16 protein-coding genes are annotated in these 16260 nt (G+C 52.2%); 6 read left to right on the top strand and 10 right to left on the bottom strand.

Annotated features, from left to right (window positions below; all coding sequences use genetic code 11):
• Window positions 1–30: 30 nt before the first annotated feature.
• The 7 genes from BTJ40_RS03955 to fabV all read right to left on the bottom strand — a co-directional run bounded on the left by BTJ40_RS03955 (window position 31) and on the right by fabV (window position 6714).
• The gene (locus BTJ40_RS03955) at window positions 31–804 is read right to left on the bottom strand and encodes an MBL fold metallo-hydrolase (protein WP_108731875.1); all 774 of its coding nucleotides are present in this window, start codon (window positions 802–804) and stop codon (window positions 31–33) included.
• The gene (gene bamC / locus BTJ40_RS03950) at window positions 804–1994 is read right to left on the bottom strand and encodes an outer membrane protein assembly factor BamC (RefSeq protein ID WP_108731874.1); all 1191 of its coding nucleotides are present in this window, start codon (window positions 1992–1994) and stop codon (window positions 804–806) included. Before bamC ends, BTJ40_RS03955 begins: the two co-directional genes overlap by 1 nt.
• Window positions 1995–2028: 34 nt before the next feature.
• Window positions 2029–2904, bottom strand: coding sequence for a 4-hydroxy-tetrahydrodipicolinate synthase (gene dapA / locus BTJ40_RS03945; protein ID WP_108731873.1), 876 nt, complete (start codon window positions 2902–2904; stop codon window positions 2029–2031).
• 92 nt (window positions 2905–2996) lie between these two features.
• A complete protein-coding gene (gene lpxL, locus BTJ40_RS03940; protein WP_108731872.1) occupies window positions 2997–3962 on the bottom strand; it encodes an LpxL/LpxP family Kdo(2)-lipid IV(A) lauroyl/palmitoleoyl acyltransferase in 966 nt (321 codons plus the stop codon).
• Window positions 3963–4071: 109 nt separating this feature from the next.
• Window positions 4072–4305: a DUF2789 family protein gene (locus BTJ40_RS03935; RefSeq protein ID WP_108731871.1), complete on the bottom strand. Its 234-nt coding sequence runs from the start codon at window positions 4303–4305 to the stop codon at window positions 4072–4074.
• Window positions 4306–4379: 74 nt separating this feature from the next.
• Window positions 4380–5423: an NADP(H)-dependent aldo-keto reductase gene (locus BTJ40_RS03930; protein WP_108731870.1), complete on the bottom strand. Its 1044-nt coding sequence runs from the start codon at window positions 5421–5423 to the stop codon at window positions 4380–4382.
• 112 nt (window positions 5424–5535) lie between these two features.
• Window positions 5536–6714, bottom strand: a complete 1179-nt coding sequence (gene fabV, locus BTJ40_RS03925) for an enoyl-ACP reductase FabV (protein ID WP_108731869.1) — start codon at window positions 6712–6714, stop codon at window positions 5536–5538.
• Window positions 6715–7194: 480 nt separating this feature from the next.
• Here fabV and BTJ40_RS03920 point away from each other — a divergent pair, with 480 nt between their 5' ends.
• The 3 genes from BTJ40_RS03920 to BTJ40_RS03910 all read left to right on the top strand — a co-directional run bounded on the left by BTJ40_RS03920 (window position 7195) and on the right by BTJ40_RS03910 (window position 9072).
• A complete protein-coding gene (locus tag BTJ40_RS03920; protein WP_108731868.1) occupies window positions 7195–7623 on the top strand; it encodes an acyl-CoA thioesterase in 429 nt (142 codons plus the stop codon).
• A gap of 79 nt (window positions 7624–7702) precedes the next feature.
• A complete protein-coding gene (locus BTJ40_RS03915) occupies window positions 7703–8275 on the top strand; it encodes a tRNA-(ms[2]io[6]A)-hydroxylase (RefSeq protein ID WP_108731867.1) in 573 nt (190 codons plus the stop codon).
• An 86-nt stretch (window positions 8276–8361) separates the two neighbouring features.
• Window positions 8362–9072, top strand: coding sequence for a DUF2238 domain-containing protein (locus tag BTJ40_RS03910; protein ID WP_108731866.1), 711 nt, complete (start codon window positions 8362–8364; stop codon window positions 9070–9072).
• A 9-nt stretch (window positions 9073–9081) separates the two neighbouring features.
• Here the strand turns inward: BTJ40_RS03910 and BTJ40_RS03905 are convergent, their stop codons facing one another.
• Window positions 9082–9558, bottom strand: coding sequence for an Lrp/AsnC family transcriptional regulator (locus BTJ40_RS03905; protein ID WP_108731865.1), 477 nt, complete (start codon window positions 9556–9558; stop codon window positions 9082–9084).
• A gap of 177 nt (window positions 9559–9735) precedes the next feature.
• Between BTJ40_RS03905 and BTJ40_RS03900 the strand changes: the two genes are divergently transcribed.
• Window positions 9736–11409 carry an aminotransferase class V-fold PLP-dependent enzyme gene (locus BTJ40_RS03900; protein ID WP_108731864.1) on the top strand — a complete coding sequence of 558 codons (1674 nt, stop codon included), beginning with the start codon at window positions 9736–9738 and terminating at the stop codon, window positions 11407–11409.
• 19 nt (window positions 11410–11428) lie between these two features.
• Here BTJ40_RS03900 and BTJ40_RS03895 read toward each other — a convergent pair whose 3' ends face one another.
• Both BTJ40_RS03895 and BTJ40_RS03890 read right to left on the bottom strand, forming a co-directional pair.
• Window positions 11429–12313: a universal stress protein gene (locus BTJ40_RS03895; RefSeq protein ID WP_108731863.1), complete on the bottom strand. Its 885-nt coding sequence runs from the start codon at window positions 12311–12313 to the stop codon at window positions 11429–11431.
• Complete coding sequence (locus BTJ40_RS03890; RefSeq protein ID WP_108731862.1) at window positions 12313–13815, bottom strand: SulP family inorganic anion transporter; 1503 nt, start codon at window positions 13813–13815, stop codon at window positions 12313–12315. Before BTJ40_RS03890 ends, BTJ40_RS03895 begins: the two co-directional genes overlap by 1 nt.
• A 372-nt stretch (window positions 13816–14187) precedes the next feature.
• Between BTJ40_RS03890 and BTJ40_RS03885 the strand changes: the two genes are divergently transcribed.
• Both BTJ40_RS03885 and BTJ40_RS03880 read left to right on the top strand, forming a co-directional pair.
• The gene (locus tag BTJ40_RS03885; RefSeq protein WP_108731861.1) at window positions 14188–15468 is read left to right on the top strand and encodes an efflux RND transporter periplasmic adaptor subunit; all 1281 of its coding nucleotides are present in this window, start codon (window positions 14188–14190) and stop codon (window positions 15466–15468) included.
• Between the two features lie 82 nt (window positions 15469–15550).
• Window positions 15551–16252: an ABC transporter ATP-binding protein gene (locus BTJ40_RS03880; RefSeq protein ID WP_108731860.1), complete on the top strand. Its 702-nt coding sequence runs from the start codon at window positions 15551–15553 to the stop codon at window positions 16250–16252.
• Window positions 16253–16260: the final 8 nt, after the last annotated feature.

Genomic DNA, 16260 nt, shown 5'->3' with positions numbered 1-16260 from the left:
ACAGATATAAGCTGGGGATAGTTAGCGACCTTAGCTTCGGCTTTCCACTGTAAGCCAGTCAAACCCTTCCTGCTGACAGGCAAAAATACAGCTCTCCACTGTTTCGGCAACCTCTGCCAGGGCCTCCTTTGCCAGAGCAAGACTGTTATTTTTTTCACTGATATGGGCTACTACCAAGTGCTGTAGCTGTTCATAGCCAACGCGCTGTAGAAAGCCAGCAGCCTGCTGATTACTCAGATGGCCATAGGCACCTCCAACGCGTCGCTTCAACGAAGGTGGATAGGGTCCTTGAGCGAGCATCAGAGGGTCGTGATTTGCTTCTAAAACCAAGGCATCACAATCGCCAAAATGCGTTTCAACATGAGGGGTGATAGTCCCCAAGTCCGTCAACAAGCCCAGACTGCTACCGCGATAGCGAAAGACAAACTGCGCCGCCTCACGGGCATCGTGGGGAACCGCGACCGGGGTTACTTGAATATCAGCGACAACAAAAGGCTGGTGCCCCTCAATTAAGTGCAACTCCGGTAACTTGCCAATATCACGCGCCTTAAAAGTACCGGGCGTCAGGTAAACAGGCAGGCCATACCTGCGCGCAAGCGGGCCCACACCGGAAAGGTGATCACTGTGTTCGTGGGTAACCACAATCGCAGAAATATCAGCAGGAGACATACCGAGCCGCGCCATACGGCGCTCGGTTTCCTTGATGGTAAAACCGCAGTCGACCAAAAGAAAGTGGTCGCCACTGGCGACCACTGTTCCATTGCCTTTACTGCCGCTTCCCAAAGAGGCGAAGCGAAGACCCATTAAATGAGATTCTGCTGGATAGATTGAAGCAGCTGGGCAGCTTCATTCCTGGATAGCGGCTGTCCCCGGGTGTTGCGCACGCGGACTTCGATCTCATCGTCATTGCCACGGATAACAATCAAGTAACCGGGGTAAGCTTCACTCGTAGTAGAGCCAACTCCCAGGCCTTTAATTTCCTTGAAAAGGACTGGCTCAGCACCTTCAGTCAGGTCAATTCCAGCCAGAATCTGCTGCAGGCTTACCTGATCAGCACTCTCAGCCAGCTCATCCTCATCACTCTTGCCGCCCCAAGAGAACCAACCTCCATCATCCTCTTCATCAGTGGCAAGCTCTCGCTCTTCATCGTAAGTAACATAAAAAAGGCCGATATCAGCATCTTCACGGTGCAACCGATAGGCGCCGGAGTTAACCGCATGAGCGACTGTTGCCCAAGCTCTGTCCATTTCCAGCCCCATCGCAATATACGGCTCATTGCCGGCAGGTTCTCGCAGTTGCACTTTCAGAGTGCTGCTGCCGATAGCTTGTGCAACCAAAGATGCAGTAGCAGCAGCTGTCTCAGAGGCCAGGGCAGTGGACATCTCATCGATCATCCAGCCCTCCCGCTCAGGGCTGGATGATTGCTTCGGCCAATTAACACTACCACCAACCTGGGCCGCTGAAGGTACAGAGAGGTGGCGCACATGAACTTCTGTAGTATCTGGCTGTACACCGGTCTCTACTTGCAAACGGTATTTATCTTTAGTGTCAGGGCTCTCTTTAAACGTCATCCAGGCAGTTTCTAGAACACCAGCGCTGGCATCCGACATTTCTAGCGTCAAGCCCGAACTGCGCAAGAATTGATGCAATTGGGGCCAAACCTCTTCAGGAGGCTGAGTTACCAGCACCCAGCGGTTTCCGCCGAGCTTTTGAATTTTTACTTTGTCCAAACCCGCATTAACCGAGATTGCCTGGGGACGCGGAACCTCAAAGTCACCTTGTGCCAACTGCTCTCCAGCAATCTGAGGGATCTCATAGAGCTCCTCCTGATGCTTAGTGTTCACACCTTCGGGTATCCTCAGGGGAGTCAGGCTATCGGCATGCTGGTAGTCATTACTGCGATCGCGGAAATAGCCATCGTTGCCGAACACACCGCACCCAGCCAGCGTAACACTGGAGATAAAGAGCCCGGCTCCAACGGTCAATTTTTTCATTAAAGCTATCCTGGTTAATTCTCAGTTCGCGGGTTTAGAGTACACCGGCACTGCGCAGAGCTTCGCGCACTGTTCCGTGATGTTCCGGAGATAAAGTTGTCAGTGGCAGGCGTATTCCGCCATCGACACGACCCATCTCCCGAAGAGCCCATTTCACCGGTATCGGGTTGGACTCCAAAAACAGGACTTTGTGCAATATTTGTATTCGCTGATCAATTGCCCTCGCAGTCACCGCATCGCCGGCCAATGCTGCTTCACACATTTGAGCTACAGCGGCAGGGGCTACATTGGCTGTTACACTGATATCGCCATGGCCGCCCAGGAGCATTAACTCTACGGCCGTACAGTCATCGCCAGAGTAAACAGCAAACCCTTCCGGCAAAGTATCTATTAAAACTTTAGCCCGCTCCAGGTCACCAGTAGCTTCCTTGATGCCCACTATATTGCCGATAAGAGCCAGGCGCTGCACCGTCTCTGGCAGCATATCGACCGCCGTGCGACCGGGCACATTGTAGAGAATCTGGGGTATAGAAACCGCCTTAGCGACCGCACGATAGTGTTGGTAGAGGCCTTCCTGGGTGGGTTTGTTGTAATAAGGTGTAACCAGCAGGCAAGCATCCGCACCGCATCTGGCGGCATTTTCCGTTAAATCAATCGCTTCAGCCGTAGAGTTGGCACCTGTTCCGGCAATAACCGGGATGCGACCAGCAACCTGATCCACAACCCGACGAATAACCTCAATATGCTCATTAAAGTCCAAAGTCGCGGATTCACCTGTAGTACCCACAGCTACTAATGCGCGGGTACCCTGCTCAATATGCCACTCAACAAGGTTGTGCAGGCTGTCCCAGTCCGGGCTTCCGTCTGCATACATTGGGGTGGCCAGGGCCACCATACTACCGGTTAACATCCTCACTCCTTATCTTTTGCACTCCACCCGGAATAGCACCGCCAGAGCCAGCTCAGTATGTTACTTAGGCCAGGGTATCTATGCCAGTGTGGTTAACTCGCCACTCTTCTGCGCTTCTTTTTCTTTTTACGTACTCCGAGGTAGACGTTTTCAGCGCCCTCCGGGCGAGTCTTAAAACGGCGGTGCACCCACATATATTGCTCAGGCATCTCACGAATACGGGCTTCGATAAACTGGTTCACCAAGATGGCATCCTGCAGTTCATCCCCGGAAGGGATCTGCTCTATGGGATCGTAGATTTTAAGACGATAACCTGAACCATCTTCGAGTCGAGTCACCACATAGGGCACTACCTTGGCCTTCCCGACCCGGGCAAACCGCGAAGTTCCTGTCACTGTTGCCGCGGGAACACCAAAGAACGGGGCAAATATCCCCTGTTTAATCCCGTAATCCTGGTCTGGAGCATACCAGACTGCACGCCCCCGCTGCAGGGCTCGCAGAACTCCGCGTACATCTTTGCGCTGGTAAACACTGCCATTCTCCGTATGACGTTCACGCCCCTTGCGCTGCATATAGTCATACACTGGGTTTTTGTGCGGTCTGTACATACCATCGAGAGTGATACTCATCCCCATCATGGCGGCGCCGAGTTCCAGAGTGGTAAAGTGCATAGCCATCAACAGGACGCCTTGCCCCTCAGCCTGGATAGCTTGCAGTGCCTCCAGTCCCTCGAAGGTAAACCGTTTCCTTAACCAAGTAGCAGAGCGAAACCAGGCCATCCCGGTTTCCATTAAAGCGATACCACTGGACTCAAAATTGCGCCGTAACAATTCTGTCCGTTCCCTCTCTCCCAGTTCGGGGAAGCACAGCGCAAGATTGCGCTCGGCAATGGTTCGGCGGCTGGTAGCCACCCTGAGCATCAAGCGCCCAAATCCACGACCTATAGCCAACTGCCAACGATAAGGCAATTGGGCAATCAAAAACCAAAGTGCGAAAAGCAGCCAGGTCAGCCAGTAGCGAGGATGCAGCAGCGCCGCGCGAAATCGGGGTTTTTCCATCAGATCTATTCAGGGTATGGCGCCGGGGCACCAACTAAGTCGGTTGAAAACGACGTAGTATACCCTATGAAGAGGTGGCGGGGCCCGCACCCCTGCCACTAACTAAGCATCAGTGCCGCAACAAAGTATCCAGCTCATCCACTGCGACACACCAATCCGAATCATCCAAAATAGCGCTCTCCAGAAACTCCCGCTGGTTTTCGGTCCAAAACGAGGCTGCAGAGAGCTTTTCATGGCGATGCAGGTAGTGCGTGACCAGGAATTCATGGATTTGCGCATCTTCAGACGCCAGTCCCAACTGGGAAAACAGGTCCTTCAGAGTGTGGTGCCCGGTGATTTCCATAACAATTTCCACTAACTACTCTCGCGCCATACTTTCAAGGCGCGTACCCCAATTATAGTTAGGCGCCCAGCCCTTTAAGGCGCCGGGTTGGGGTTATCTTGGTGAATAGCATCGATAGCGACCAATTGCTCATCATCCAAAGTGATCTCAGCGCTGGAAATATTGGAACGCAACTGCTCCATAGTTGTGGCACCAATAATATTCGAAGTAACAAATGGCTGATGATTCACAAATGCCAGCGCCATCTGTGCCGGATCCAGGCCAAACTGTCGGGCTAAATCTACATAGGCCTGGGTCGCCGCCAGAGTACGCTCACCAGCATAGCGCTGGAAACGTTCATAACGGGTGAGTCGCGCCCCCTCAGGCTTTTTCCCACCCAGGTACTTGCCAGACAAGACCCCGAATGCCAGAGGGGAATAAGCTAACAAGCCACACCTTTCGCGAATGGCAATTTCCGCACAACCAACTTCAAAAGCCCTGTTCAAAAGGTTGTAGGGGTTTTGAATCGACACGACCCGAGGCTTTCCATAGGCAATTGCCTGCTGCAGATATTCAAACATGCCCCAAGGGGTCTCATTGGAAATGCCAATATGGCGAACTTTCCCCTGCTCCACCAACTCCTCCAGCGCACCCAGTGTTTCAGCAATGGATACACCATCATCGCTGCCGTGGGAATAGTCCAAGCGTCCAAAGAAATTAGTCTGTCTCTCCGGCCAGTGGACTTGATAGAGATCGATATAGTCGGTGCGGAGACGCTTTAGGGAATCATCACAAGCCTGCAAAATCTGCTCGCGATTCAAACGGGGGCCCGAGCGGATATGGCCAACGCCCGAGTTAGCTGCACTGCGACCGGCTACTTTGGTGGCGAGAACAACCTGCTGCCGACCTCCACGTGCGGCCAACCAATTGCCGATATATTCCTCCGTTCGCCCCTGGGTTTCTGGCCGTGGCGGTACTGGGTACATTTCTGCACAATCAATAAAATTAACTCCCTGCGCCAGCGCATAGTCGAGCTGCTCAGCAGCTTCATTCTCACTATTCTGTTCACCATAGGTCATGGTGCCCAGGCAGATCTTGCTGACCTTCAGGCTGGTGGTGCCGAGTTGGCGATACTCCATTGAAAAGCCCCCATAAGCCGAAAAAGCGAATTATGCGGTTTTGAGAAGAAGAGTTGTAGGAAGAGAGTAAAGAAAGGGAGAAGCGGGCCCCTAAATAGAGCCCCGCTAGAAATCATTTGAAGTTGGCATCAACCAGAGGAGAGGTATCGGCATCGTAATCAATGCCATTCACACCAAACCCAAACAACTTGAGAAAGTCCGCCTGATAACCTTTAAAGTCAGTCAGGTCGAACAGGTTCTCAGCAGTTACCTCAGGCCACAGCTTTTCAATCTTAGCCTGGGTCTCAGGGCGCAACTCTTTCTCATCCATACGCAATCGGCTCACATCATCAAGACGCGGAGTATCGGTATAGAGTCCCTCGGTGTAGAGGCGGTAGAGCTGTTCGATACAGCCCTCATGAGTCCCCTCTTCTTTCATGATTTTGTAGACAAGGGAAATATAGAGCGGCATCACCGGAATGGCAGAACTGGACTGGGTAACTAACGCCTTCAAAACGGCAACGTTAGCCGCAGCCTTACCGCTATCGGTGATCGCTTTTGCCGCGCGATCGAGGTCTTCTTTAGCTTTACCGATAGTCGCATGACCATAAATCGGCCAGGTCAACTTTTCACCAATATAGGTGTAGGCCACTGTTTTGCAGTTATCAGCCAGGACTCCCGCATCGCCAAGGGCCTGCATCCATAGTTCCCAGTCTTCACCACCCATAACCTTGACGGTATTTGCGATCTCTTCGTCACTCGCCGGCTCCAAAGTAATATCGGAGATCTCCAGCTTGTCAGTGTTCAGATTCTTGGCAGTGTAAGATTTGTTAATGGGCTTGAGTACAGAGCTATACAGCTCACCGCTTTTCGGGTCTGTGCGACGCGGGGATGCCAAGCTGTAAACCACGAGATCAACCTGACCGAGGTCTTCTTTGATCATCTCTACAGTCTGGGCTTTCACCTCATCTGAAAAGGCATCGCCATTGATACTCTTTGCGTAAAGCCCCGCTTTGTGGGCCTCCTGCTCAAAAGCTGCGGAATTGTAATAACCCGCAGAAGCTGTGCGCTTTTCAGTAGGCGGCTTCTCGAAGAACACACCAAGGGTACTTGCGCCGCAACCAAAAGCAGCTGTAATTCGTGATGCCAGGCCATAACCTGTGGAGGCACCTATCACCAGCACCTTTTTGGGCCCATTTTCGACCGCTGGCTGGGACTGAATATACTCAATCTGCTCGCGTACGTTAGCAGCGCAGCCCTGCGGGTGGGCATTGGTACAAATAAAACCGCGTACTTTCGGCTGGATGATCATCCTTACAGTCTCTCCCTTCGTCTTTTGGGAATCGTTGTTACCTGATTACAGATACGCTGGTGGCGCTCCGGAGAACTCTCAACCCGAGGTCGTGAGTGCGACGCCTGGGTCAGGTTCGTGGGCCATTCTAATCTCTGTCGCCGAGGAGTCCCATAGCGGTATTTCCCACAATCCACATCTGGCGTCCAAAATATCTGCTATCCCGGCCAAAGCGGCCACTCCCCATTAAAAATCCAATCGATAAAGCGATATTTCCTGACTTTTCTGCACATAAAAGGGGCTACAGTGATTAATGTTGCGCCAAGTCGGTGCTGCTAATGGGTTTATTGACACATTTTTTCGGAAGAATTCATTGACTGGGATTTTTCTAGCTTGGCACGCGGTATGCAGTATCCCCAGTAAGCAGCCCACTGCTGCAATACGGTCGAGCCAGGGGTGGCTCAAGCGTTGTTCAACCTGAAGTAACTTAGGAAGGTCAGAGTGAAATACTATTCGCGACACTGTGTGAAACCCGGAGACCTCAATCCCGCTCAGCGCCTGTTCGGCGGACAGCTACTGTCCTGGATTGATGAGGAAGCGGCAATCTTTGCCGGCTGCCAGATGGGTACTCCGATGCTGGTCACCAAACTGATGTCGGAAATTGACTTCGTCAGCTCCGCTTGCTGCGGTGATGTGGTGGAGTTTGGATTCGAGGTGGTTGGTATCGGCCAAACCTCGCTCACAGTCCATTGCGAGGTTCGCAACAAACAGTCACAACAGCTGATTGTGCAAGTGGACCAAATTGTTTTTGTCGCGCTGGACGCAAATGGCAAGCCCACCCCTCATGCAAAGGCCGGCATGTCCCTGGAACAGGCCCGAATTGTTACTCAACAAGAGCGGGAGGTTCGCGAACGCAGAATTGCCAGCTGACTCTACCCCGGAGCAATAACGCTCTAGAGCAGTGAACCGGTGGCGGTATACTGACGCTTTGCACTAACCGCCATCGACTATGTTTGAACTGCGATTTCACACCCCCAAATCCTGGGCTCAAGTAGTGCTCGCCGACTTTGATCGATTCCTGCAGGACCATGCTGCCGCAGAGAAAAAGGCCTCCGGCATGGCGGTATCCATGTTCTCCCACTACCCCGACAAGCCCGTTTTAGTGGAAGCCATGATCAACCTGGCACTGGAAGAAATGAACCACTTCCGCCAGGTTATCAGGATTATGCATGATCGAGGGATCTACCAGGCACCGGATGCGAAAGATCCGTATATCAACGCCCTGCGCCAACTGATTCGCCGGGGGCCAGATGAATACTTGATGGACCGCCTGCTCACCGCAGCGATCATTGAAGCGCGGGGGTACGAGCGCTTTGGACTGGTGGCTGAGGCACTGCCAGCTGGCCCCCTGAAGACCTTCTACCGGGTCATCACCGATAGTGAAGCTCGCCACCACGAACTATTTGTCGAACTCGCGCTGGAGTACTTTCCCCGCGAAAAAGTGGAAGCGAGGCTATCTGAATTACTCGACGAGGAAGCCGCGATTACTGCCGCACTCCCACACCGCGCGGCATTGCATTAGCGGACCGTAATTCAACGCAATTCCTATTCCCCTCCAATGGTGTATCCTGGCGCCAATCTCTAGCCCGACGTAGAGGCGCCAAACATATGCAGACTTTCCTTCGCCAACACTGGTTCCGCCTGTTCTTATTGACCACATTTGCCATTACCTGGGCCTGGTCTGCCTGGGAACCCCTGCACCCCGATGACTGGTTGCTGGAGAACTACCTGGTATTTGCCGCTCTACCGGTCATTTTGATCAGTGCACGGAATTTTCCCTTATCGAATATCTCCTATACATTGATCACCATCTTCATGTGCCTTCATGTGATCGGCTCTCACTACACCTATGCCGAAACGCCTTTTGGCTACACCTTGCAGGAATGGCTGGGCTCCGATCGCAATATGTACGACCGCCTGGTGCATTTCAGCTTTGGCCTTCTCCTGGCGTATCCGGTGCGAGAGATTCTTGTGCGCCTGGCTCAGCTGCGTGGATTCTGGGCCTATTTCTTCCCGGTAGACGTGACTTTTGCGCTCTCTTCAATCTACGAAATCATCGAGTGGCAAGCGGCGAAAGCTGTCTCTCCAGAATTGGGCGCAGCCTTCCTCGGTTCTCAAGGAGATATCTGGGATGCGCAAAAAGACATGTTGCTGGCGGGGCTCGGCTCTATCACCACTATGCTGGTGGTACTCGCCCTGAACTTGTGGTTGAACTCCAACGCCTGGAGTGAGATTCGCAACAGTCTTAAGGCCCCCCCGGGTGACAGCGCCCTGGGAGAAACCCGATTGCGCCACTGGTGGAGTAATCGACGCGGCTAGAGTCCAACCTTATTTGGACAATGCATGATTTAGCGGTAAACGGGTTGTCTGCTTCATCGTCTCCATAACAAAACTGGAGCTGACATCAAACAGGTCGGCCTTGATCAGTTCCTTATAGAGACGATCGTAGCCAGGCATATCGGTGACTACCGCTTTGATCAGATAGTCCAGATCTCCACTCATGCGATGAACCTCAAGAATTTCAGCCACCCCCTGTACCAATTCGCCAAAACGGGCGGCCCACTGATCGTTGTGCTGATTGGTACGAATTGAGATATAGACTGTCAGCGGCAAGTTCAGTTTTTGCTGATCAAGGAGGGTAACTCTGTCACAAATCACCCCCTCATCCTCAAGACGGTGAATGCGGCGCCAGCACGCCGACTTGGACATCCCAACCCGCTCGGCAATATCCCCCACTGACAGGGTCGCATCAGCCTGCAACAGCTCGAGTATTGCCCTGTCCAGTTTGCTTAATCCTTCAGTCATCACTCAGTCCCCGCCTCGTCCAATCACTCACAATGAAGCGCTCTGGCACAGTTTTACGATTTATATCTAAATTTCGGTACAAGAATTCATAAATCTTATAATAACAGATACATTTAGAGACATTGTGTCAAGCATTCGGGACTAAAGTGAGCTCCACAAAACAGGGGAAAGGAAATCATGACAGACCTGATAAAGCACATCCGCGACTCGGTAATCGGCGATATGCAAGCAATCGTAACGCCATTTGGAAAACGTCCTCTGGTGTACGCCGATTACACAGCTTCCGGTCGTGCGCTGATATTTATCGAAGAGACTATCCGCCAGCAGGTACTGCCCTTCTATGCCAATACCCACAGCGAGAGCTCCTATACAGGTGCCCATACCACCGCGCTACGGGAGCAGGCCCGTGAAGAAATTCGTCAGGCAGTCAACGCCAGCGATAACCATAAAGTGATTTTTTGTGGTTCTGGTGCAACAGCCGCGATCAACAAATTGATCGATATTCTCAACTTGCGCCTGCCCGCAGACCTGGATAGGCAACACCAGCTCTTAAGTAGAATTCCCGAACATGATCGCCCGGTTATTTTTATCGGCCCATACGAGCACCATTCCAATGAACTCCCCTGGCGAGAGAGCATTGCCGACTTGATCGCTATTCCACTGGATCAAAGTGGCAGACTTGACCTTGAAGTGCTGGAATCAGAACTGCGTGCCCATGCCCATAGACCACTTAAAATCGGCAGTTTTTCTGCGGCCTCTAACGTAACTGGAATCAAAACAGATGTAGATGCAGTGACTGCACTCCTTAAAAAACACGGAGCTTTATCTTTTTGGGACTACGCCGCCGCAGCACCCTATGTGCAAATTAATATGCAAGGGCCAGCAACGCCGGATAGCCACTACCAAAAGGATGCCGTGTTTATCTCCCCGCACAAATTCATCGGGGGACCTGGCACCCCAGGTATTCTGGTTGTACACGAAGATCTGCTGAAAAATTCGGTACCTGCTACACCGGGAGGCGGTACCGTCCTTTATGTCACGCCGGAAGATCACCGCTATCTGGAAGACGCCGAGCGCAGTGAAGAGGGCGGCACCCCAGCCATTATCGAGTCGATCAGGGCCGGAATGGTCTTCAAACTTCAACAGACGGTGGGCACAAAAGAGATTGGTCGACGTGAAACCCAATTTTTACAGCGGGCACTGCAACGCTGGTCGAAGGAGAAGGCCATTGAGATACTCGGCAATACTGACTCCGCGCGACTATCCATCATCTCCCTGCGAATTAAATGGAACAATAAGGACCTTCACTACGGTTTTGTGGTGGCATTGCTCAATGACCTGTTTGGTATTCAGGTTCGCGGAGGCTGCTCCTGTGCCGGTCCCTATGGGCACGCTTTATTGGGCATCAATATGGCACACAGTAAATCCCTGGAAGAGCAAATCCTGCAAGGTCACAAGGTACTGAGGCCCGGCTGGATAAGGCTCAATTTTAACTATTTTATCAGCGAGGAAGTCTTTAAATACTTATTGGAGGCAGTAGCCTTGGTTGCTAAATACGGTTGGAGGTTATTGCCGTTTTATTATTTTGACCCACTCACCGGCGTATGGCGATATCAGGATAAGAAAATGAGCACATCGCTTGATATCTCTCAGCTGACATTTACCGAGGCAGATACAAAACGAGGACAGGAAAACCTGTGCAACTTAGATCTTAATGACTATTTAGCGATAGGGGAAAAAGAGCTTCGCAAGGCTGGTCGCGAAGCCCATTTCTACGATTTAAGGCTACCCGATGAGGCAGAATCCTTACGCTGGTTTGCCAGTCCCCGGGAAGCGGCCCAGGCACTTTAGGTGGAAGGCGAAGGGGCTACTACCGCAACAGCAACAGGGGCTGACGAGTTTTCAACAACATTTTAACGGTGATGCTTCCCATAAGAAGGTCATGCAAGCGGTTGTGGCTGAAAGCCCCCATTATGGTTAGATCAATCTGGTGCTCGGTTTGGTAGGCCACCAATGCTTCAACTGTATTGCCGGTAAGATTGCTGGCAGTACAGGCGAGCCCCGCAGAATCCAGTATTTCCGAGGCCTCAGCCAACAATTTCTCCGCAGTTTCGGCAGGTCCTACATAGACAAGATGACAGGAGAGTTCGCGAAACAGTGGGCTCTCTGCAACCATCGACAAAGCCTTGCGCGAGGCCTCACTGCCATCGTAGGCAAGCATCACCTTGCTGGGCTCTTTGAAGTCCCGATTGACCACGAGAATCGGCCTGTGTAGTGAGCGCACCACTGTCTCCAGGTGAGCACCGAGTCCCCGCTCGGAATCCCCGTGCTCTTCACCGCGAATTCCCAACACCAGTGCGCGAATGGAGTCTTCCATTTCCACCACTGATTCTGTCAGGCTATCGTGACGCTGGCAGGCTTTGATATTTTGCACACCGGCATCTTCGGCGCGACTGCGGGCGGCCTGTAGCATCAGTTTGCCCTGCTGCACCATCAACTGCGCCCGCTGCTGCTCCAGCGCAGTTAACTCTTCCAGCAATTCTTCCTGGCTTCCCAGGCCGATACTACCGGTAAAATCGGTTACAGCAGGGACACTGCTTCTTTCGATGTTGTGCAACAGCTTTAACGGTGCTTGCAGGCTCCTGGCCAGCCAGGCCGAGTAATCACACACCGCTCCAGTGTAATGAGAGCCATCGATACAAGAGAGTATCAAGGGAGTGTTCTCGTTGTTATTTTCGCTGTTGCTGACGGCCATCAATGTCCTCCAAGAACCCGCTCTATTTCCTCGGGCTTATCGTGTACGCCGAAACGGTCGACGATCGTTTCACTGGCTTCATTCAGTCCTACCAGCTCAACTTGTGCTCCCTCGCGGCGGAACTTAAGCACCACCTTATCCAGCGCATTAACCCCGGAAACATCCCAGAAGTGCGCGCGATTGAGGTCGATCACCACCGTATCCACCACCTCTTTGAAATCAAATGAAGCGGTAAACTTATCGGCTGAATTGAAAAATACCTGCCCAATGACCTTGTAAGTGCGGCGACTCTGCTTTTCATCCAGGGAGCTGCTCACATACATAAAGTGACTGACTTTGTTGGCAAAGAAGAGCGATGCCAACAGCACACCGACAAATACACCATAGGCCAGGTTGTGAGTCCACACTACCACAACCACAGTCGCCAGCATTACCAAATTTGTAGAGAGTGGGTAGTGCTTCAGGTTGCGGATGGAACTCCAGTCAAAGGTGCCGATAGAAACCATAATCATGACTGCCACCAGCGCCGCCATGGGGATCACCGCAACCCAGTCACTGATAAACACTACCAGGGTCAGCAGACCGATACCGGCCACCAGAGTGGAAAGACGGCCGCGGCCACCGGATTTTACATTAATAACAGACTGGCCGATCATGGCACAGCCAGCCATACCGCCCAGGGTACCCGCAGCAATATTGGCAATACCCTGACCTTTACACTCTCGGTTTTTGTCACTGGTAGTATCGGTCAGGTCGTCGACAATCGTCGCCGTCATCAGGGATTCCAGCAAGCCCACAACGGCCAGACCTGCGGAGTAGGGAAAGATAATCTGTAAGGTTTCAAAGTTAAGCGGAACTTCTGGCCAGAGGAAAACAGGCAGAGTATCCGGCAGCTCACCCATATCGCCGACAGTGCGAATATCCAATCCCATAGTCACTGCCACTGCGGTGAGGAGCAGAATACACACCAGCGGTGATGGCACAGCTTTGCCGATCACGGGAATATAAGGGAACAGGTAAATAATCCCCAGACCGGCCGCAGTCATTGCATAGACTTCCCAGGTGCCGCCGATCAATTCCGGCATTTGCGCCAGGAATATCAATATTGCCAGGGCATTGACGAACCCTGTCACCACAGCCCGGGAGACAAAACTCATTAAGCTGCCCAGCTTCAGGTAACCCGCAATAATCTGCAGCACCCCCGTCAATAAGGTTGCCGCAAGCAGATATTGCAACCCGTGTTCTTTCACCAGGGTCACCATCAGCAGAGCCATGGCCCCGGTGGCAGCGGAGATCATTCCCGGGCGACCGCCGACAAATGCAATCACAACGGCGATACAGAAAGAGGCGTAGAGTCCGACCCTGGGGTCAACGCCCGCGATAATCGAGAAAGCAATGGCTTCGGGTATCAAAGCCAGGGCCACTACCAGGCCGGCGAGAATATCCCGACGTATGTTGCCGAACCAGTCGGCTTTGGTCGATGAGAGCAGCGAAGGAAACATAGGAGACAGCTAATTAAATTGAGATTGATCAAAAAAAGGCCGCGCACTCTACCATAAACGGCAGCAACCCCGCATGGCGCAGCCTCCCTCCCCCCACTTTTCCTCTAACAAATAGTGGAACTGTCCACTGCCGTCCGACCGCAGACAAGGCGGACACCGGACACTTTTTGCGGACACCCTCAAGAAAACAAGAAAATACAAAAATATAAAAAAATCCATTTATTTCAATAAGTTAAATAACATTTAGCTATTGGCATGCTTATTGCGATACCCCTCCTAACAAGCAGATTCTTAACTCTGAATCCAAATTTCCAAAAGCCTGCATCCAAATAGCAATGACAGGCAAAACAGTAAGAGAAACGGAAAGCCGCAATGATTAGAGATACTTCCGGACAAGATACCAAGATAGAAGCCGTGCCGGTTTGGAAGAACAAAAAGGTCGTCAAAGCCTCAGTATTTGCCGGTTTGACAGTGGCATTCCTGACCTGGGGTATCAGCTCCTGGCACAGCAATAGCTCCGTCGACAGCACCCTCTCCCTGCATCAAATCAATATCGCCCAGGTCCAGCGAGGAGACCTGGTGCGGGATCTGGTGGTTCAGGGCCAAGTGGTCGCCGCAAATAGCCCCACGCTTTTCAGCCCGGCCCAGGGCATTGTGAAGTTTGCAGTGAAAGCTGGGGATACCGTTGACGAAGGGCAATTGCTGGCCACCGTCGACAGCCCGGAACTATCCAATCAGCTGGCCCAGGAAAACGCCCAACTCAACCAGCTGACGGTGAACTTACAGCGCCAAAAAATCCAGGCCAAACGCCAGCATATGGAAAACCAGCAAAAGGCCGACCTGGCCAAAGTCAACCTCACCGCTGCCAAGCGGGAGATGAGACGCGCTGAGTTGTCGATGGAAAAGCAGATTATCTCGCGGCTGGACTTTGAAAAAACCAAGGACGATATGGCCCGCGCCCAGCTGGAATACGAACAAGCCGTACAAAATGCGGGACTGGAAAAAGAATCACTGACCTTTGAAACCCAGAATCTGGAACTCCAGGTTTCACAACAACGCCTTCAGGTAGAAGAAACTGAGCGCCGAGTGCGCGAGCTGAACATTATCTCACCGGTCAACGGCACCGTTGGTAGCTTAGCTGTGGCGCAGCGCAGCGCTGTGGGCGCCAATACGCCGCTTATTACAGTCGTCGATCTCACCAGTTTCGAGCTGGAGGCCAAGGTGCCGGAAAACTATGCCGATGACCTGGGCATCAGCATGGCTGTGGCAATCAATCTCAGTGGAAAAGAATTACCCGGGGAAATTACCGCAATCTCCCCTGAAGTCATAAACGGCCAAGTGGTTGCTCGGGTCCGTTTTACTGAGGGCCAGCCGAAAAAGCTGCGACAAAATCTCCGTCTCACCGCCCGCATACTGCTGGAAAACCGCAATAACGTACTGCTGGTCAAACGCGGTAGCTTTCTCGATCAAAGCGGTGGCAACCATGCCTTTCGTTTGAACAGCGAACAACAGGCGGAGCGAGTTTCCATCCAGATAGGCGCCTTTGGTTTAAAACAGGTGGAGATTGTCTCAGGCCTACAAGAGGGAGACAGAATCATTATCTCCTCTTCGGAGGAACTCGAAAATGCCCAGCTGGTTGCGCTAACAGATTAACCCCGAATTCAAATTGGAGCTCGGTATAGCTCCTTAATAAATCAATCAAGAATTTAAAGTTTAAGAAAAAGGGAATATCGCAATGTTGAAAATGAACAATATCCGTAAAAGTTTCCGTACCGATACTATCGAAACTCATGCGCTGCGCGATTTCAGCCTTGAAGTTAAAGAGGGTGAGTTTGTTTCTGTAACCGGTCCCAGTGGCTCCGGTAAAACCACCTTTCTCAATATCGCCGGCCTGCTAGAAACGCCCACCAGTGGAGAATACCTGCTCGACGGTGAGAATGTCAGTAATCTCAATGATCGCCAGCGCTCACATCTGCGTAACGAAAAGATAGGCTTTATTTTCCAGGGGTTTAACCTGATTCCCGACCTGACCTTATTTGACAATATCGACGTTCCCCTGCGCTATCGTGGTTTCAATGCAAAAGAACGCCGCAAGCGTATTGAAAAAGTGCTCGAGCAGGTAGGTCTTTCTGCACGCGCCAAACACCTGCCGGCACAGCTCTCCGGTGGACAGCAGCAACGTATCGCTATCGCCCGCGCTTTAGCTGGCGAACCCCGCTTTCTGCTTGCGGACGAGCCCACCGGCAACCTCGACTCCCTAATGGCCCGCCAGGTAATGGAGCTACTGGAGTTTATTAACGAGTGGGGAACCACCATCGTGATGGTTACCCACGATCCAGAACTCGCTCGCCGTGCTCATCGTAACATCCAGATTGTGGATGGACAGGTTTGTGATTTACGTGCAGTCCCCGAGCAGCCTGCTGCCGTTACTGCTTAAGGAGTCGC

It is taken from the genome of Microbulbifer sp. A4B17, from assembly GCF_003076275.1.
Lineage (GTDB): Bacteria > Pseudomonadota > Gammaproteobacteria > Pseudomonadales > Cellvibrionaceae > Microbulbifer.
The sequence above is the reverse complement of the archived record's forward strand: the minus strand, read 5'-3'. Positions and strand labels throughout refer to the sequence as shown.